General features: G+C 68.8%; 13 protein-coding genes. 9 read left to right on the plus strand and 4 right to left on the minus strand.

The genetic code is table 11. The annotated features are described in order from the left end of the window. Window positions 1–6: 6 nt before the first annotated feature. The gene (gene pyrC, locus EJI00_RS11295) at window positions 7–1,041 is read right to left on the minus strand and encodes a dihydroorotase (RefSeq protein WP_126747556.1); all 1,035 of its coding nucleotides are present in this window, start codon (window positions 1,039–1,041) and stop codon (window positions 7–9) included. 114 nt (window positions 1,042–1,155) lie between these two features. On the opposite strand from pyrC, the gene EJI00_RS11300 reads away from it, so the two are divergent. The 8 genes from EJI00_RS11300 to EJI00_RS11335 all read left to right on the plus strand — a co-directional run bounded on the left by EJI00_RS11300 (window position 1,156) and on the right by EJI00_RS11335 (window position 10,180). Continuing rightward, window positions 1,156–2,172, plus strand: a complete 1,017-nt coding sequence (locus EJI00_RS11300; RefSeq protein ID WP_185868117.1) for a LysR family transcriptional regulator — start codon at window positions 1,156–1,158, stop codon at window positions 2,170–2,172. Then, a complete protein-coding gene (locus EJI00_RS11305) occupies window positions 2,156–2,929 on the plus strand; it encodes a hypothetical protein (RefSeq protein ID WP_126747558.1) in 774 nt (257 codons plus the stop codon). The genes EJI00_RS11300 and EJI00_RS11305 overlap by 17 nt, the downstream gene beginning before the upstream one ends. 74 nt (window positions 2,930–3,003) lie before the next feature. Next, window positions 3,004–4,662 carry an ABC transporter substrate-binding protein gene (locus tag EJI00_RS11310; RefSeq protein WP_126747559.1) on the plus strand — a complete coding sequence of 553 codons (1,659 nt, stop codon included), beginning with the start codon at window positions 3,004–3,006 and terminating at the stop codon, window positions 4,660–4,662. Continuing rightward, window positions 4,662–5,615 carry an ABC transporter permease gene (locus EJI00_RS11315; RefSeq protein WP_126747560.1) on the plus strand — a complete coding sequence of 318 codons (954 nt, stop codon included), beginning with the start codon at window positions 4,662–4,664 and terminating at the stop codon, window positions 5,613–5,615. The genes EJI00_RS11310 and EJI00_RS11315 overlap by 1 nt, the downstream gene beginning before the upstream one ends. 5 nt (window positions 5,616–5,620) lie before the next feature. Further along, the gene (locus EJI00_RS11320; RefSeq protein WP_126747561.1) at window positions 5,621–6,529 is read left to right on the plus strand and encodes an ABC transporter permease; all 909 of its coding nucleotides are present in this window, start codon (window positions 5,621–5,623) and stop codon (window positions 6,527–6,529) included. Between the two features lie 349 nt (window positions 6,530–6,878). Continuing rightward, window positions 6,879–7,919, plus strand: coding sequence for an ABC transporter ATP-binding protein (locus EJI00_RS11325; protein ID WP_126747562.1), 1,041 nt, complete (start codon window positions 6,879–6,881; stop codon window positions 7,917–7,919). 56 nt (window positions 7,920–7,975) lie between these two features. Beyond that, complete coding sequence (locus tag EJI00_RS11330) at window positions 7,976–8,968, plus strand: ABC transporter ATP-binding protein (RefSeq protein WP_126747732.1); 993 nt, start codon at window positions 7,976–7,978, stop codon at window positions 8,966–8,968. 30 nt (window positions 8,969–8,998) lie between these two features. Further along, window positions 8,999–10,180 (plus strand): amidase, encoded by a 1,182-nt coding sequence (locus EJI00_RS11335; RefSeq protein ID WP_126747563.1) that lies wholly within the window; start codon window positions 8,999–9,001, stop codon window positions 10,178–10,180. 20 nt (window positions 10,181–10,200) lie between these two features. Here EJI00_RS11335 and EJI00_RS11340 read toward each other — a convergent pair whose 3' ends face one another. Genes EJI00_RS11340 through EJI00_RS11350 form a run of 3 tightly spaced genes read right to left on the minus strand, consistent with a single transcriptional unit; the run spans window position 10,201 to window position 13,448 of the window. Then, entirely contained in the window at window positions 10,201–10,719 is a 519-nt protein-coding gene (locus tag EJI00_RS11340; protein ID WP_126747564.1) for an ureidoglycolate lyase, read from the minus strand. Continuing rightward, window positions 10,716–12,179, minus strand: a complete 1,464-nt coding sequence (locus EJI00_RS11345) for a UdgX family uracil-DNA binding protein (protein ID WP_126747565.1) — start codon at window positions 12,177–12,179, stop codon at window positions 10,716–10,718. Before EJI00_RS11345 ends, EJI00_RS11340 begins: the two co-directional genes overlap by 4 nt. 15 nt (window positions 12,180–12,194) lie before the next feature. Continuing rightward, complete coding sequence (locus EJI00_RS11350) at window positions 12,195–13,448, minus strand: putative DNA modification/repair radical SAM protein (protein WP_126747566.1); 1,254 nt, start codon at window positions 13,446–13,448, stop codon at window positions 12,195–12,197. 128 nt (window positions 13,449–13,576) lie between these two features. Here EJI00_RS11350 and EJI00_RS11355 point away from each other — a divergent pair, with 128 nt between their 5' ends. Further along, complete coding sequence (locus EJI00_RS11355; RefSeq protein WP_260590684.1) at window positions 13,577–13,828, plus strand: hypothetical protein; 252 nt, start codon at window positions 13,577–13,579, stop codon at window positions 13,826–13,828. Window positions 13,829–13,842: the final 14 nt, after the last annotated feature.

Genomic DNA, 13,842 nt, shown 5'->3' on the forward strand with positions numbered 1-13,842 from the left:
CGGAGGTCAGCCCTGCAAGCGCCAGGCCACCGTCTCACCCCCGCGTAGCGGCTTGAGCGTGGCTTCGCCGTAAGGCACCGTCTCGGGCACGGTCCAGCTTTCGCGCTTCAGCGTGATGGTGCCGCTGTTGCGGGGCAGGTCGTAGAAGTCGGGCCCATGGAAGCTCGCAAAGCCCTCGAGCTTGTCGAGTGCGTCCACGCTGTCGAAGGCCTCGGCATAGAGCTCGATGGCGGTCAGCGCGGTGTAGCAGCCGGCGCAGCCGAGCGCATGCTCCTTCAGGTGCGCCGGGTGCGGCGCGCTGTCGGTGCCCAGAAAGAAGCGGTCGCTGCCGCTCGCGGCCGCCTCGACCAGCGCCACGCGGTGCGTCTCGCGCTTGAGCACGGGCAGGCAGTAGTAGTGCGGTCGAATGCCGCCGGTGAAGATGGCATTGCGGTTGTACAGCAGGTGGTGCGCCGTGATGGTGGCGGCCGTGAAGCGGCCGGCGTCGCGCACGTAGTGAGCGCCCTCTTTCGTGGTGAGGTGCTCGAACACCACCTTGAGTTCGGGGAAGTCGCGGCGCAGCGGAATCATCACGCGGTCGATGAACACAGCCTCGCGGTCGAACAGGTCGATGGCCGGGTCGGTGACCTCGCCATGCACCAGAAGCAGCAGGCCGTGCTTCTGCATGGCTTCGAGCGTCTTGTAGGTGTGGCGGATGTCGGTCACGCCGGCATCGCTGTTGGTGGTGGCGCCGGCCGGGTAGAGCTTGAGCGCGCGCACGCCGGCCTGGGCGGCCAGGGCAATTTCTTCGGGCGGCAGCTTGTCGGTCAGGTAGAGCGACATCACGGGCTCGAAGGCCGTGCCTTCGGGCACCGCCGCGCGAATGCGGTCGCGGTAGGCCGCGGCCTGCGCCGCAGTGGTCACGGGGGGGCGCAGGTTCGGCATGATCAGCGCGCGGCCGAACTGGCGCGCACTGTGCGGCACCACGGCTTCGAGCGCGGCGCCGTCGCGCACGTGCAGGTGCCAGTCGTCCGGGCGGGTGATGGTGAGGGTGTCTGTCATGGGAAGACGATTGTCGCATCGGCCCTGCGGCACGCCCGTTGCTTGACGTGGTGCGCCGAACGGCCGATGGTTCGGCCGGGTTGCGCGATCCGGAACACGAAAAGGAACACCACGATGCTTTCCACGGCAATGCTCTACTTCCGCGAGACCGCGCGCGCCGGCTCTCTGCGCCGGGCGGCGGAACAGCTGGGCGTGGCGCCGAGCGCGATCAGCCGCCAGATCGCGAATCTCGAAGGCGAGCTGCAGACCGCGCTGCTCGACCGCCGCGCCAACCGCACGGTGCTGACGCCGGCCGGCGAACTGGTCCTCGCGCATGCCGAGCGGGTGCTGCAGGACAGCACGGCCCTGCGCGGCGCACTGCAGGAGCTGTTGGGCCAGCCCTGCGGCGTGGTGCGCATCGGCAGCATCGAGGGCATGGTTGGCCACTTTCTCTCGAACAATCTTGCGCGCTTCCAGAAGCGGCATCCGCAGGTCAGGGTGGTGGCCTCGGTGGTCGGCTCCCGCGCGGTGCTGGAGGCGCTGCAAGAGGGCCGCATCGACATCGCGCTGGCGTTCAACCTTCCGGAGCGCCATGCGTTTCGCGAGCATGCGCGGCTCGAGCAGCCGCTGTGCGTGGTGGTGGCGCCGACGCATGCACTCGCGCGGCGGCGCAGCGTGTCTTTCCAGGAGCTGGCGGGCCAGCGCGTGGCGCTGCCCGACCGCTCGTTCCAGATCCGTCACCTGGTGGACCGCATCGCCGGCCAGACGCAGGTTGCGCTGGAGCTCGCCATCGAGACCAGCACGCTGGACATGGCCAAGGGCGTGGTGCGCAACAGCGATCTGGCCACCTTCCTGCCGCGCTATGCCGCGCTGCACGAGGTGTCGAGCGGCGACCTTTGCGCGGTGCCGCTGCAGGAGCGCGACTTTGCGGCCACGGCAACCAGCCTGCTCACCATGCCCGCCCACCGGCTCTCCCCGGCAGCGCGCGCGCTGCTCGAAGCGCTGTCGGCCAGCATGCGCCGCTACGGCGGCGGCGCGCCCGCCTGTTCTGATTCCGGCAACAGCGGCGTGCCGGAATCAGCCTTCCCGCCGGAGCCGGCGCTGCCTACATTGAGCGCTGACTTGGAGAGGCTGCATGAAGACTGCGACTGAGGTGGTGGATTTTCCCGAGGGCGGCTACCGCTACGTGAAAGGCGTGTTCCAGTATTCGGCCGGCGTGGCCGCACAGCCGGGGTTCGCGATAGAGCGGGTGCGCTTCCAGAAGGCGGTGCCGCTGGCCGACGGGTTCGACGCCATCGCCAACCACCTGGCCGCCATCGGCCGGCCGCTCGCGGCGCTGTGCGGCTGCGAACTGCGCTCGCCCGCGCCGTTCTCCGAACGCGGTTTCCATGACTTCAACCGGCTCTATGCCGGCACCCTCGAAAGCTGGGGCGTCGTACGCGGCGATCGCAACCCGGTCGCCCGCACCAACGTCTGCCCGCGCCTGGGCGCACCCGCGACGCCGGCGTTCCAGGCCTTCTCGTACACGGTGCCGGCCGACGACGACGCCGGCCCGCCGAGCTTCGTGGTATCGGGCGGCGGAGAAGCGCCCGACGGCCACGCGAGCTACCGCGACGTGATGGTCCGCCTGGGCGACACCAGCACCGAAGGCATGCGCGCCAAGCTGGCCTATGTGATGACCGAGATGGAGCGCCGGCTCGCGGCGCTGGGCTTCGGCTGGAGCGACGCATCGGCCGTGCAGGCCTACACCACGCACGACATCGGCGCCCTGGTGTTCGACGAAATCGTGCAGCGCGGCGCCCTGACGACCGGCTTGACCTGGCACCTCGCGCGCCCGCCCATCGTCGACATGGAATACGAGATGGACCTGCGCTGCGCCCGCCGCGAGATGGCCTGGGCCTGGCCCTGAAGACCGCGGCTGGCACACGTCGTGCTTCACCACCGGTTCGACACCTTTTGCCTTTTCATCCCTAGGAGTTCCATGTGAAGCGTGCTGTTCCTGCCTTGATCCTGAAACCCCTGGCCGCCTGCGCGGCGCTCGCCACCCTGGCCTTCGCAACGCCGGCCCTGGCCCAGGAGAAAACGCTGCGCATCGCGATGACCGCGGCCGACATTCCGCGTACCCTGGGCCAGCCCGACCAGGGCTTCGAGGGCAACCGCTTCACCGGCATTCCGATCTACGACTCGCTCACGCAGTGGGACCTGTCGAAAGCCGATGCGCCGAGCGTGCTGATTCCGGCGCTGGCCAGCTCCTGGGCCGTCGACGCCAAGGACAAGACCAAGTGGGTCTTCAAGCTGCGCCCCGGCGTCAAGTTCCATGACGGCTCGGCCTTCAATGCCGACGCCGTGGTGTGGAACGTGCAGAAGGTGCTCGACAAGGACGCCCCGCAGTTCGACCCCAGCCAGGTCGGCGTGACCGCCTCGCGCATGCCGACGCTGCGCACCGCGCGCAAGATCGATGACATGACGGTCGAGCTCACCACCAGCGAGCCCGATGCGTTCCTGCCGATCAACCTGACGAACCTGTTCATGGCCTCTCCCGCGCAGTGGCAGAAGAAGTTCGACGCCGCAGCCGGCGCCACGCCCGCCGACAAGTCCAAGGCCGCATGGACCGCCTTTGCCGCCGACCCCGCCGGTTCGGGCCCGTTCAAGGTCACGCGCTTCGTGGCCCGCGAGCGGCTGGAGCTGGCCGCCAACAAGACCTATTGGGATGCCAAGCGCGTGCCCAAGATCGACAAGGTCGTGATGCTGCCGATGCCCGAAGCCAACGCGCGCACCGCCGCGCTGCTCGGCGGCCAGGTCGACTGGATCGAAGCCCCCGCGCCCGATGCCATGCCGCAGATCACGCAGCGCGGCTTCAAGATTTACTCCAACGCGCAGCCGCACGTGTGGCCGTGGCAACTGTCTTTCGCCGAAGGCTCGCCCTGGCTCGACAAGCGCGTGCGCCAGGCCGCCAACCTGTGCATCGACCGCGGCGGCATGAAGCAGCTGCTCGGCGGCATGATGGCCGAGCCCAAGGGCACCGTGCCGCCCGGCCATCCGTGGTGGGGCAACCCCAAGTTCGACATCAAGTACGACGTGAAGGCCGCCCAGGCGCTGATGACGCAGGCTGGCTACTCGGCCGCCAAGCCGATCAAGGTGAAGGTGCAGATCTCAGCCTCGGGTTCGGGCCAGATGCAGCCGCTGCCCATGAACGAATTTGCGCAGCAGTCGCTCAAGCAGTGCTTCTTCGACGTGGAGTTCGACGTGATCGAATGGAACACGCTCTTCACCAACTGGCGCAAGGGCGCGAAGGACCCGTCGGCCAACGGCGCCAGCGCCACCAACGTGAGCTTCGCGGCGATGGACCCGTTCTTTGCCATGGTGCGCTTCGTGAGCACCAAGACCTTCCCGCCGGTGTCCAACAACTGGGGCTACTACGGCAACGCCGAGGTCGACAAGCTGGTGGCCGATGCGCGCACCAGCTTCGACGACAAGGCACGCGACGGCGCGCTGGCCAAGCTGCATGCGCACATCGTCGATGACGCGCCGTTCGTCTGGATTGCGCACGACGTCGGCCCGCGCGCGATGTCGGCCAAGGTCAAGAACGTGGTGCAGCCCAAGAGCTGGTTCATCGACATCGCAACCATGACGATGGACTGATGCTGGCCTATCTGCTGCGCCGCGTGGTCTACGCCGTGCCGATCATGATCGGCGTGGCGCTGGTGTGCTTTCTGCTCGTGCACATCGCGCCCGGCGATCCGCTGGTGTCGATTCTTCCGCCCGATGCCTCGGCCGACCTGCAGGCGCAGCTGCGCGAGCTGTACGGCTTCAACCGTTCATTGCCCGAGCAGTTCGCAATGTGGATCTGGCGTGCGCTGCACGGCGACCTGGGCGTTTCGATCGCGAGCAACCGCGCGGTGGCGGGCGAGGTGTTCACCGCCGTGGGCAACACACTGCGGCTGGCGGTGGTGGCCACGTTCATCGGCTTCGTGCTGGGCTGCCTGTTCGGCTTTGTGGCCGGGTACTTCCGCAACTCGTGGATCGACCGCTTCGCCTCGATGCTGTCGGTGCTGGGCGTGAGCGTGCCGCACTACTGGCTGGGCATGGTGATGGTGATCGTGTTCTCGTCGCAGCTCATGTGGCTGCCGGCCACCGGCGCGGGCCCGGGTGGCTCGAGCGACTGGGCGTGGGACTGGGAGCACGTGCAGTTCCTCATCCTGCCGGCCCTCACCATGTCGGTGATTCCCATGGGCATCATCGCGCGCACGGTGCGCGCGCTGGTGGCCGACATCCTGGACCAGGAATTCATCGTCGGGCTGCGCGCCAAGGGCCTCACGCACTTCGGCGTGTTCCGGCACATGGTGAAGAACGCGGCGCCCACGGCGCTGGCCGTGATGGGCCTGCAGCTGGGCTACCTGCTCGGCGGCTCGATCCTGATCGAGGCCGTGTTCTCCTGGCCCGGCACCGGCTTTCTGCTGAACTCCGCCATCTTCCAGCGCGACCTGCCGCTGTTGCAGGGAACCATTCTGGTGCTGGCGCTGTTCTTCGTGTTGCTGAACCTGCTGGTCGACGTGCTGCAAACCATGCTCGACCCGCGAATCGCGCGGGCATGACCACCATGAGCGCACTCCCCATCCCCTCCCCAGCTGCTGCAGCCGCCGATGTAAAACCGCTGCCGATGCAGCGTTCGCGCGGCTACTGGACTTCGGCGCTGCTGCGCTTCGCGCGCGATCCGGTCGCCATGGGCGCCGCCTTGATGGTGCTGCTGCTCATAGGCCTGGCCGTGTTCGGCCCCTGGCTCGCGCCGGCCGACCCTTACGCCTCGTCGATGCTCAAGCGGCTCAAGCCCATCGGCACCGAGGGCTTGCCGCTCGGCAGCGACGAGCTGGGCCGCGACATGCTGTCGCGCCTGATCGTCGGCGCGCGGCTTTCGCTGTTCATCGGCATCACGCCGGTGATCTGCGCCTTCGTGCTCGGCACGGTGATCGGCATCGTCGCGGGCTACGCTGGCGGCCTCACCAACACGCTGATCATGCGCACCATCGACGTGTTCTATGCCTTCCCATCGGTGCTGCTGGCCATTGCACTCTCGGGCACGCTGGGCGCGGGGGTGGTCAACTCGCTGATCTCGCTGACCATCGTGTTCATTCCGCAGATTGCGCGCGTGGCCGAAAGCGTGACGACGCAGGTGCGCACGCGCGACTACGTGGAAGCGGCGCGCGCCTCGGGCGCCAACCCGTTCACCATCGTGCGGGTACATGTGCTGGGCAACGTGCTCGGTCCGATCTTCGTTTACGCCACGAGCCTGATCGCTGTGTCGATGATCCTGGCTTCGGGCCTGTCGTTCCTGGGCCTGGGCGTGAAGCCGCCGGAGCCGGAGTGGGGCCTGATGCTCAACACGCTGCGCACTGCGATCTATGTGCAGCCGTGGGTTGCTGCGCTGCCTGGGGCGATGATCTTCATCACCTCGATCTCTTTCAATCTTTTGTCCGACGGATTGCGGTCGGCAATGGACAACAAGGGATGAAGATGGGTGCTTGTTTTGCTTGTGTTGTTTGTTGCGGGCCGTCTTCGGGGTGCGCACCCGCCGACGGGGTACCTTTCTCCGCGAATGTCCCCCGGCCTGCGGCCTCCTCCTTTATTTCGCTGCGCAAAGCACCCCATCGACGGGCGCGTTGCACGGAGCGGTCGTTCATCAGCCGTACACCAGCCGCGTGCCCCAGTGCACAGGGCATCGGGTGCTCCCCGCAGCGAAATAAAGGAGGAGCCGAAGGCGGGGGACATTCGCGGAGGGGAGTACCCGGTGGCCTTTGCACACGCCCTGAACAACAGCGCCAGAAACAGCAGCGCCCAGAACAAGAGCAACAAAGGACAACATGGACGCACTGAAAGACATTGGCGGCCCCGCACAACCACTGCTCACCATCACGGGCTTGGTCAAGCACTTCCCACTCAAGAAAGACCCTCTGGGTCGTGGCGGCGGCGTGGTGCGTGCAGTAGACGGCGTCGATTTCGAAGTCCTTAAAGGTGAAACGCTGGGTGTGGTCGGCGAGTCGGGCTGCGGCAAGTCGACCACTGCGCGGCTGCTGATGCAGCTCATTGCACCGACGCGGGGCGAAGTGATTTTCGACGGCCGCGAAGTCGGCGGCCGCGAACTTCCGCTCAAGGAATTTCGGCGCCAGGTGCAGATGGTGTTCCAGGACAGCTATGCCTCGCTCAACCCGCGTCTCACCATCGAGGACTCGGTTGCCTTCGGTCCGCAGGTGCATGGCGTGAGCCGGCGCGAATCTGTGGCGCGTGCGCGCGACCTGCTCGCGCGCGTGGGCCTGGAGCCGCAGCGCTTCGCCGAACGGTATCCGCATGAGCTCTCGGGCGGACAGCGCCAGCGCGTCAACATTGCGCGTGCGCTTGCACTGCAGCCGCGCATGGTGATTCTGGACGAGGCCGTGTCGGCGCTCGACAAATCGGTCGAAGCGCAAGTCATCAACCTGCTGCTCGATCTCAAGGCCGAGTTTGGTTTGACCTATCTTTTCATCAGCCATGACCTCAACGTGGTGCGCTACGTGAGCGACCGCGTCATGGTCATGTACCTCGGCCAGGTGGCCGAGATCGGGCCAGCCGACGCGCTCTACGACGCGCCAGCACATCCCTACACCCGCGCCCTGCTCTCTTCGATGCCCTCCATGGACCCCGACAACCGCACCATGGAGGCGGCGCTGGCCGGCGACCCGCCGAATCCGATCAACCCGCCCTCGGGCTGCCGCTTTCATCCACGCTGCGCGCTGGCCGCGCCGGTGTGCAGCCAAGTGGTGCCCGAGCCCGTCGCCACGGGTTCGTTGCACGCGGCGAGCTGCCTTGTTCTCGAGCCCGGGAGCGGGCACCCGATGGCGCAAGCGCCGATGAGGCAGGCAGCATGAGCGACAGCAGCAGCACCAACAACGGCAGCACCAACGTCATTCCCGCCGGCGAGCCGATGGTCCGCCTGCGCGACCTCAGCGTCACCTTCAGCGGCGGCCGCAAGCCCGTGCATGCGGTCAGCGGCGTGAGCCTGGAAGTGCAGCGCGGCGAAGTGGTCGCGCTCATCGGCGAATCGGGCTCCGGCAAGAGCGTGACCATGCGCACGCTGCTGCGCCTGCACCCGGAGCGCCGCACGCGCATGGGCGGGCAGGTGCAGGTGGCCGGGCGCGACGTGCTCGCGATGCCGGCGCGCGAGCTCGACGACTTTCGCGGCAAGGTCGCCTCGATGATCTTCCAGGAGCCGCTGCTCGCGCTCGACCCGGTGTATTCGGTCGGCGCGCAAATCGTCGAATCGATCCGCCGGCACGAGAAGAAAGTGACGGCGGCCGAGGCGCACCAGCGTGCGCTCGCGCTGTTCGAGCGCGTGCGTATTCCAAGCCCCGAGCGGCGGCTGGCCGCGTATCCGCACGAGATGTCCGGCGGCATGCGCCAGCGCGCCATGATTGCGCTGGCGCTGGCGTGCAAGCCCCAGTTGCTGCTGGCCGACGAGCCGACCACCGCGCTCGACGCCACGGTGCAGATCCAGATCCTTTTGCTGCTGCGCGAACTGCAACGCGACCTCGGCCTGTCGGTGATCTTCGTCACGCACGACATCGGCGCCGCGGTGGAGGTGGCCGACCGCATTGCCGTGATGTATGCGGGCCGCATCGTCGAGGAAGGCACGGCACGCGAGCTGATCCGTTCGCCGCGCCACCCTTACACCATCGCGCTGCTCAAGAGCCGCGCGCATGGGGCGCTGGCGCGCGGCGCGCGGCTCGACACCATTGGCGGCGCGCCGCCCGATCTCTCGGCGCTGCCGCCGGGCTGCGCCTTTGCCGAACGCTGCGCGCTTGCCACCGACGCCTGCCGCGTCGCGCAGCCGCCGGTGGTCGAGCTCGCGCCCAACCACCGCGCGCGCTGCATCCACACCGCCGCCGCAGCAGCCATTGCGCCCACGCTGGTCGCCTGACCCGCCCTGCACAACTCCTACCTACGCACCATGCCCTTGCACGACCCGGCCCACGCCTTCGTTCCGTATCCCGACGTGCCTGTGCCGCATGCGCCCACCGGCCCGCTCGCCGACCTGAGCTTTGCGGCCAAGGACCTGTTCGACGTGGCCGGCTACCCCACCGGCGGCGGCAGCCCCATCGTGCTGGCAATGTCGGGCATCAAGAGCCGCACCGCGCCCACCGTGCAAAAGCTGCTCGACGCGGGCGCGCGCTTCGCGGGCAAGACGGTGACCGACGAACTCGCGTTCTCGATGAACGGCAACAACGCACATTTCGGCGCACCGATCAACGGTGCCGCCAAAGACCGCATCACGGGCGGCTCGTCGTCGGGGTCGGCCTCGGCGGTGTCGTCGAGCCTTTGCGACTTTGCACTCGGCACCGACACCGGCGGCTCGGTGCGTGCGCCGGCCAACCACTGCGGCCTGTACGGCCTGCGCCCGACGCACGGCCGCGTGAGCCTGGAGGGCGCGCTCGACCTTGCGCCAAGCTTCGATACCTGCGGCTGGTTCGCGCGCGATGTCGGCACCTTTGCGCGCGTGGCCGACGTGCTGCTGGGCGCCGACGCATTGGCCCTGCCCGAGCGCGTGCGCCTGCTGGGTCCCGACGACGTGTGGGCCCTGGCCGCGCCCACCGCCACGAAGGCGCTGCAAGGCGTGATCGACCGTGTGCAGGGCCTGCTCGGTCCCGCGCGGGGCACGACGGTGGCAATGGAATCGTTCGACGCGATGTACTGGAACTTTCGCTACCTGCAGTCGCGCGAGGCCTGGCTCACCGACGGCCCGCTGATCGAGCGCTATGCACCGCCGCTGGGCCCGGGCGTGGCCGAGCGCTTTGCGTGGTCGCGCGACGTGACCGATGCGCAGGTGGCGGCCGCGCGCGTCTTTCGCACCGCGTTTCGCGCGCACCTGGCCGCGCTGCTGGGCACCGACGGCGTGCTGCTGATGCCGACCATGCCCGACATTGCGCCGCTGCGCAGCGAGAGCGAGGCCGGGCTGGAGGACTACCGCAACCGCGCCATACGCATGCTGTGCATTGCAGGCCTCAGCGGCTTTCCGCAGCTGTCGATGCCGCTGGCTTCTCGCGACGGCGCGCCGCTGGGCATTTCGCTGCTCGGGCCGGCAGGCTCTGACCGCTCATTGATCCGGATGGCCGAGCGCATCGCCGCCAGCTGACGCATTGCGGCGCAGCGCGCCTAGCCTTTCCAGTCGACGACCGCCGGCGCCGGGAGCGCGCAGAGGTCGCAATCGACAGCCCCAGCGGCGCGCTCGATCACCACGAAGTCGCCCGCGTCCACCGCCAGCAGCGCGTGGTGCCAGGTGCCGGGCGCAAGCACCACGCCCTGCCTTCCGTCGGTAACGAAAGCGGCCAGTTCGCCGGCCGACGCGGGCGCTTCGCCCGCACGCGCGACCACGATCACGAAGCGCCGCTCGCCCAGCGGCACGAAGGTCTGGCTGCCGAGCGCATGGCGCTCCATCTCGGCCACTGCGTGCGGAAAGCTGCGCGCCGCGGCACGGAACAGCGCGAGCATCGGGCGGCCGCCGGCGGCATCGAGCTGCAGGTTGTCGAGCAGGTCGAAGCGCCTTGCGTTGCCGCCGTTGATGTTGCGGCCACCAGCGGCGGGCGCCTCGATCACGGTGCCGTAGGGCGCAAAGGCCTGCGGTGTCAGCGGCGCGACCCGCAAGGCGGTTCCGCCGGAAGCTTGTTCGTTCATGCGGCGATTGCAGCAGAAAGCGTGCCGCGCGCCAACGCAAGATCGGCCAGCCAGCGCCCGAAGGCTTCGCCCTGCTCCGGGTACGGCAGGCGCAGCAGCGCTGAAGGATGCAGGGTGACGAACACGGGCCGGCCATCGCCGCGCTCGTGCAGCCACGCACCGCGCTCGGCCTGCACCGCCACCGGCCGCCCCAGCAGCGTGCGCGCGGCCGTCGCGCCCAGCGCCACCAGACCCTGCGGGCGCACCAGCGAAATCTCGCTGTCGAGCCAGTGCGCGCAGGCTTCGGCCTCGCGCTGGCCCGCGGTCTTGTGGATGCGGCGCTTGCCGCGCAGCTCGTACTTGAAGTGCTTGACTGCGTTGGCCAGGTACACGGTGTCGCGCGCCCAGCCCAGCTGCGCCATTGCACGGTCGAGCAGCTGGCCCGCGGGCCCGACGAAGGGGCGGCCCGCGAGGTCTTCCTGGTCGCCCGGTTGTTCGCCGACCAGCATGTGCGTGGCGCCGAGGGGGCCTTCGCCGCACACGGCCTGTGTGGCTAGCGCGCCGATCGGGCAATCGCGGCAAGCGTGCGCCGCCGCGCGAAGCTCGCCAAGGCCGGCGGGCGCCACGCCCGGCGCCGGCCGCAGGTGCAGCGCGATGGGCGCGCGGATGCGGCGCGGCGCGGTGGGCGGCGCCTCGATCATCGACTGGCTGCGCGACGTGGCCGCTTCGGCCAGCGGCTGGATCAGCGCGGCCTCTGGCAGGTTGTGCCAGTAGCGGCGCGGCATTTCGCGCCGCATCATCGCGAGCTTGAGGCGTGCCGGGTTGAAGATGTGTTCGTAGTAGGTGAGCCAGAGCTGCTCGCCGGCATCGGGCGGCGGTTTCTCGCGGCGGTCGGCGCCGCCCTGGAAGGCCAGCGCCTGGCCGTTCCATTCGACGCAGCGCTCGGGCGTGAGGATGGCCCAGCGCATTTGCGCGAAGCGCCGCGAAAAAAACGGCGCATTGGCCTCAACGATGCGGTGCTCGGGCTCGAACCACGCCACGTGGCGCTCCAGGCCGTCGTCGCCCAGTACGCGGGTAAAGCGCACGAAGGCGCGCATCTTGTGGATGTCGCGGTGCACGGCCTTGGCCATCTGCCGGGCCTGCATCAGGTCGGCGTCGAGCGGGTCGTGCCGCAACGCGGGCTCGTGCGAAAGGCGCCACAGCAGCCGGTACAAGAGCGCAAAGCGCTGCGAGTCGCGGTGCAGGATGACGTCGCCGCACAGCTCGACGAACCATGCGGGCACAGGCTGATGCTGCGCGGCGGAGGCAAGCGCTGCTGGCGGCGCCGCATCGCTCGCAGCACCGAACAGATCGGCGGCATCGCCAGCGGCCTGCGCCGCGTTCCATTCGACGCGGTCCGGCGGCACGCCCGCGGCAAGCAGCTGCCGCGCGTGGCGGCGAAAGGCGTCGAGATCGACCGGGTCGTCGAGCCGCACTTGCATGGCGAATACCTCAGCTCAGAACAGCGAGGCTTGCGCCGGGCGCTGCGGCGCCGTCGACGGCATGGGCGCTCCGCGCGATGGCCGGTGCCCGTCTGCAACGACAAACGGCAGCACCTTGCGCGCCGGCACGTGCAGCCGCCGCAGGTCGTCCGCGCGCACCCGGCGCACGCGCCGCGCCTGCAGCAGCCGCTCGACGGCTTTTACGCCGAGCCCCGGCACGCGCAGCAGCATTTCGCGCGGCGCATGGTTCAGGTCGACCGGAAAGCGATCGGCATGCGCGAGTGCCCAGGCGAGCTTGGGATCGACGTCGAGCCGCAGCAGGCCGTCGGGCTCGGCCACGATTTCCTGGTGCCCGAAGCCGTAGAAGCGCATGAGCCAGTCGGCCTGGTAGAGCCGATGCTCGCGCATCAGCGGCGGCGCCACCAGCGGCAGCGCGCGGGCGGCGTCGGGTATGGGGCTGAACGCGGAGTAGTACACGCGCTTGAGCTTGTAGGCGCCGTAGAGGGTGGCGCTCGACGCGAGGATCTGCCGGTCGTCGGTGGCATCGGCGCCGACGATCATCTGCGTGCTCTGGCCCGCGGGCGCAAAGGGCGGCGGCTTTGCGGCGGCGGGCGCCGCGCCGGGCAGCGCGCGAATCGGCACCACGCGGCGCGCCTCTTCGCGCGTGTCGTCGATGCGCAGCCGCAGCCGCGCCATCGATCGGCGGATGGCGCTTTCGTCCTTCTCGGGCGCAAGCGCCTGCAGGCCTTCGGTGGTCGGCATCTCGACGTTGATGCTCAGGCGGTCGGCATAGCGGCCGGCGCGCGCGATGAGTTCGTCGCTCGCATCGGGAATGGTCTTCAGGTGGATGTAGCCGCGAAAGTCGTGGTCTTCACGCAGCGTGCGCGCCACCTCGACCACCTGCTCCATCGTGTGGTCGGGCGACTTGACGATGCCGCTGGACAGGAACAGGCCCTCGATGCAGTTGCGGCGGTAGAAGTCGAGCGTGAGCTGCACCACTTCGTCGACGCGAAAGCGCGCGCGCGGCACGTTGCTCGACGCGCGGTTGACGCAGTAGAGGCAGTCGTACTGGCAGTGGTTGGTGAGCAGCACCTTGAGCAACGAGATGCAGCGGCCGTCGGGCGCAAAGCTGTGGCAGATACCGGCGCCCTCGGTCGAGCCGATGCCGCGCCCGCCAAGCGAGTCGCGCGGCTGCGAGCCGCTGGAGGCGCATGACGCGTCGTACTTGGCGGCGTCCGCGAGGATGGCGAGTTTGCGCTGGAGGTCCACGGAAAACTGGGCAGTTAAAATACTGTATGAATATACAGTTTTGAAGGGTGCTTGTCTTGAAGAACGGGGAAAGCCCCGGGGTCTTACAGCCGCTAAAGTCGCGGGCTCTCCTCCACCCTTGCGCAGCGATGCGCTTTCCGATGCGCCGCTCGCCTGCTCTCTCCGCTTTTTTCGTCCTGCCCCTCGCGGCCCTCGTCCTCGCCGGATGCGCCGCGCGGCCCGCGCCCCGCGTCACCTGGCTGGGCGACGGCGTGTTCAAGTCGCCCTCGGTGAAGGATGCCGAAGCCTACTGCCGCAACTTCGGCGCCCCGCTGCGCTACCTCGATCCCAAGGCGGCGGCGCGCGCGCCGGAGTCCGAAGTCACCTACCGCTGCGACTGATCGGCCGGGTCCGC

Source organism: Variovorax sp. DXTD-1, from assembly GCF_003984625.1.
Taxonomy (GTDB): domain Bacteria; phylum Pseudomonadota; class Gammaproteobacteria; order Burkholderiales; family Burkholderiaceae_C; genus Variovorax.

What these genes read in the sequence shown, in the direction of transcription:
- EJI00_RS11315 (WP_126747560.1), top strand. Translation starts at nt 4,662, where the DNA reads ATGCTGGCCTATCTGCTGCGCCGCGTGGTCTACGCCGTGCCGATCATG.
- EJI00_RS11355 (WP_260590684.1), top strand. Translation starts at nt 13,577, where the DNA reads ATGCGCTTTCCGATGCGCCGCTCGCCTGCTCTCTCCGCTTTTTTCGTC.
- pyrC (WP_126747556.1), bottom strand. Translation starts at nt 1,041, where the DNA reads ATGACAGACACCCTCACCATCACCCGCCCGGACGACTGGCACCTGCAC.
- EJI00_RS11305 (WP_126747558.1), top strand. Translation starts at nt 2,156, where the DNA reads ATGAAGACTGCGACTGAGGTGGTGGATTTTCCCGAGGGCGGCTACCGC.
- EJI00_RS11300 (WP_185868117.1), top strand. Translation starts at nt 1,156, where the DNA reads ATGCTTTCCACGGCAATGCTCTACTTCCGCGAGACCGCGCGCGCCGGC.
- EJI00_RS11325 (WP_126747562.1), top strand. Translation starts at nt 6,879, where the DNA reads ATGGACGCACTGAAAGACATTGGCGGCCCCGCACAACCACTGCTCACC.
- EJI00_RS11335 (WP_126747563.1), top strand. Translation starts at nt 8,999, where the DNA reads ATGCCCTTGCACGACCCGGCCCACGCCTTCGTTCCGTATCCCGACGTG.
- EJI00_RS11330 (WP_126747732.1), top strand. Translation starts at nt 7,976, where the DNA reads ATGGTCCGCCTGCGCGACCTCAGCGTCACCTTCAGCGGCGGCCGCAAG.
- EJI00_RS11340 (WP_126747564.1), bottom strand. Translation starts at nt 10,719, where the DNA reads ATGAACGAACAAGCTTCCGGCGGAACCGCCTTGCGGGTCGCGCCGCTG.
- EJI00_RS11320 (WP_126747561.1), top strand. Translation starts at nt 5,621, where the DNA reads ATGAGCGCACTCCCCATCCCCTCCCCAGCTGCTGCAGCCGCCGATGTA.
- EJI00_RS11345 (WP_126747565.1), bottom strand. Translation starts at nt 12,179, where the DNA reads ATGCAAGTGCGGCTCGACGACCCGGTCGATCTCGACGCCTTTCGCCGC.